This window comes from Parasutterella excrementihominis YIT 11859 (assembly GCF_000205025.1).
Lineage (GTDB): Bacteria > Pseudomonadota > Gammaproteobacteria > Burkholderiales > Burkholderiaceae_F > Parasutterella > Parasutterella excrementihominis.
Genome location: NZ_GL883750.1, coordinates 1 through 3178, shown reverse-complemented (window position 1 = coordinate 3178; position 3178 = coordinate 1). Strand labels below are relative to the sequence as shown.

The following is a 3178-nucleotide window of genomic DNA, read 5'->3' as shown; positions in this document are numbered from 1 at the left end:
AATGAGGACAACTCTCAGCAGTCAGAGCAGTTCCCCACAATCCTTGTAAACGGATCATGGATAACTGCTGAACGGGGGAGGAGAGTGCTAGGGCAGGATCGCATTTTGGGCCCAAATGTATACATTTAGGCCGCGAAAATGCAACGCACCTTCTAACGAAGGTCAAAAATCTGGAGATTTTTGGCTATCCTGCCCACCGCTTTGCGGTCGAAATTTTCAATTTCGGGGAATGAAAAGTTTCACCGGTGAAACTTTTCGGGCTCCGAGTTGCCCACAATTTTCTCTCGGTTCACTACGGCCAGTTTCGGAGACAAGCGTTCACCATCGGAAAATGAGGACAACTCTCAGCAGTCAGAGCAGTTATCCACAATCCTCGTAAACGGATTGTGGATAACTGCTGAAGGAATGATTGAAAATCCAAAAACCGGAATAGGCGAAAAGTTTCACCGGTGAAACTTTTCGAGCGCTAAGCTACATTACTTTGGTTCGTTGTAGATTATTTGAAAGCTAAGTAGTCGAGAGGTAAGAATAAAGTAAGCAAAGCTGTTTTTTGAGAGCATAATTTTAGAGCTCTAACGATGTTTATTTTTTAGGGTAAAAGCAAGATAAAACCCAAATGCAGCTAGAGCAATACAGAAGACCGTAAACAAAAGCCAAACTCCGTTCATTTGAATTCCTCCGAAATATAGGTAAGAGTCAATGAAATTAAAAAACAGCTAATCCCTACAGCTATAGCATAGTAGTTGAATTGAAATAAGCCAAGTACCAAGGCACCGATACTGAGCTTTTCAAAGCCATCGGCTACACGTTTGACAAGAGTGATCCTTGTAGAGGTTTTCATAATTATCTCTAGTGAAACGAGTTGATAAAAGATGACGAAAAATTTGTCCCGGATAGCCTTAAATCTGAAGGTCTATCTTTGAACGTCCACGAGTCTGCTTTAAAAAGTTTTCTATTTGGTTTTCTTGAATTCGAATTTTTTCTTTTACTGCATGAATCTCTGATAGGGCTGCTCTGACGAGGTCAGATGAAACTTCCACTGCGGCAGCCTCATTGATTCTTTTGGCAATTTGGTTAAGGTTCACGCCAATTTTTCTTAGTTCTTGAACGTACAATTTGACGGCCTCGCTTTCATTTTCAGAGATTACATACCCATTCATAAGAAAAGCTCTAACAACTCTTACTAAGCATTCCTGGTTGCTCATACATAACTGCTTTGAAACTTTGGAAAAGTTGAAATATTCATTTTCGGTGAGACGGATTTTTAAAATTTTCCTTGATGTTGATTTAGTAGGTTCGATCGGTTCAAGTTCTCGAAAATTTTCAGTTTGCGAGTGATCATTTAAAAAAGTTTGTATTAACCTTCGGGAAAGGACGGAGGAGGTGACACCCTGAGCTTTTGCTAATTTAAACCATCTATGGGCGTCTTCTTCAGATAGGCGGACATGAAGTATCTTGTTCTTAAGCATGAAATTTAGTGCAAAGGTTGATAGGGGATGAGATGAAAAGTTTCACCGGTGAAACTTTTCATCAAGCCGTTTTTGAAAAACAATATTTGGCCCACTCTTTCATGATGAATCTTCGCTCCCGGGCCAAAATTGCTCGGTCGTAGGCACCGTTATAACCGTCATTCTTTGAGTGCAGGAGACATAGCTCGACCGCTTCTTGATCAAAACGACGATTATTTTTGAATACATCAGACTTTGCCCAAGTTTTAAAAGTTGCTCTGGCTGTTCCATGTATAGTGATAATGCATTCTTTTCCTAAGAGTCTAGTTTTGGTGGGGTCGATCCAACCAACGTTGTCTTCCTTCTTTCTGATTTTGTGCAAACGTCTTAAAACCATAAGAAGAGTCGCATCACTCAATGGTTTATTTTTATAGCCATTAAATACGAGAGGACTTTCCGGCAAACGACATAGATTTTTTAATAAGGCGATGGCCTCTTTACTGAGAAAGATAGTTCTGTCTCTTTTTTGAAGTTTTGATTTGTCGTGTTCTAATGGAATTCTCCAAATCCCTTTCTCTAGGTCGAATTCATCCCATGTTGCAAATCTAACAGCAGAAGATCTTGCAGCTGTGAGAATTGCAAATTCGGCAGCTTTGGCTGAAACTGAATGCAGTTTATGAAGGCGAGCAAATATTTCCGGCAAATCTTCAACGCTTGCTGCGGCGTGATTTTGCTTAGGTTTCCTTGCGTATTTAAGGGGTTCTAATAAGACTCCGAGAGATGTCTTCAAATCGGCAGGGTTGTCTTTGAACCGACGGATATTATGTGCGATGGCCCAGTTACATATTTGGCGAACCAAAGTTAAGAGTTTTTGAGCGGTGTTGGTTTTGGTCGTCCAAATAGGCTTAATAAGGTTCCAAGTTATCTCTGACGTTAGAGAATTGACACTCAATTCACCAATTTTTGGGAATGCGTACCGCTCCAACAACCTCATGCTTTGCAACGCGCCATTTTTTCGGTTGTAACGCCAGTAACCGTTTTTTTGACGTTCAGCAATAAACTGTTTTGCTACAAATTCAAAATTTTTATTTTTTCTCGGTGGTTGTGTTTGTTTTGATGATCGTTCCAGTTTTCTTAATGCAACCGGGTCTTGATTTTTCACAATCAACAATTTCTTTTCAAGGGCAATTTTTCTGGCTTCAGACAGAGATAATACGGATCTGTCTCCCAGTGTTAATGCATGCCGAGTACCGTTTAATGAATATCTGAGGACATAGGTACATTTTTTATCTCGAATGCGAACGCATAAACCTTCAACTCCGCCGATCGCATATGTCCCATCAGCGGCTTTTGAGACGAGGCTCTGAACTTGTTTTTCACTTAGAGTTTTAGTGGTTTTGGGCATTTTTAGGTATCCAAGAATGCGGAGATAATAGAACTCAAAAAAGTCACCTATGCTGGTTTTGGGCGTTTTTTGGTGTTCAACGATGCAGAGATAATAGAACTCAAAAAGTCATCCAAACGGTAACCAAAAAGCGTGGGCATTCAAGGGCACCTTTGGGCAGTGATGGGCACTAAAGGGCACAGATTGAGGTTGTAGTAAATTGTAAATTTGGCCGAAAAAGTGCCAAAAACAAGGAGAATTCTTGATTCTTTTTGAGTTAGGGCATTGATGGGCGCTTATGGGCGCACAAACTTTGGCAGGGGAAGAAGGATTTGAACCCTCGAAT

At 40.6% G+C, this 3178-nt stretch carries 2 protein-coding genes; both read right to left on the bottom strand.

Translation table 11 applies throughout. The annotated features are described in order from the left end of the window. Window positions 1-899: 899 nt before the first annotated feature. The gene (gene mobC / locus HMPREF9439_RS09895; RefSeq protein ID WP_008864742.1) at window positions 900-1469 is read right to left on the bottom strand and encodes a plasmid mobilization relaxosome protein MobC; all 570 of its coding nucleotides are present in this window, start codon (window positions 1467-1469) and stop codon (window positions 900-902) included. A gap of 61 nt (window positions 1470-1530) precedes the next feature. Further along, window positions 1531-2853, bottom strand: coding sequence for a tyrosine-type recombinase/integrase (locus tag HMPREF9439_RS09890; RefSeq protein ID WP_008864741.1), 1323 nt, complete (start codon window positions 2851-2853; stop codon window positions 1531-1533). Window positions 2854-3178: the final 325 nt, after the last annotated feature.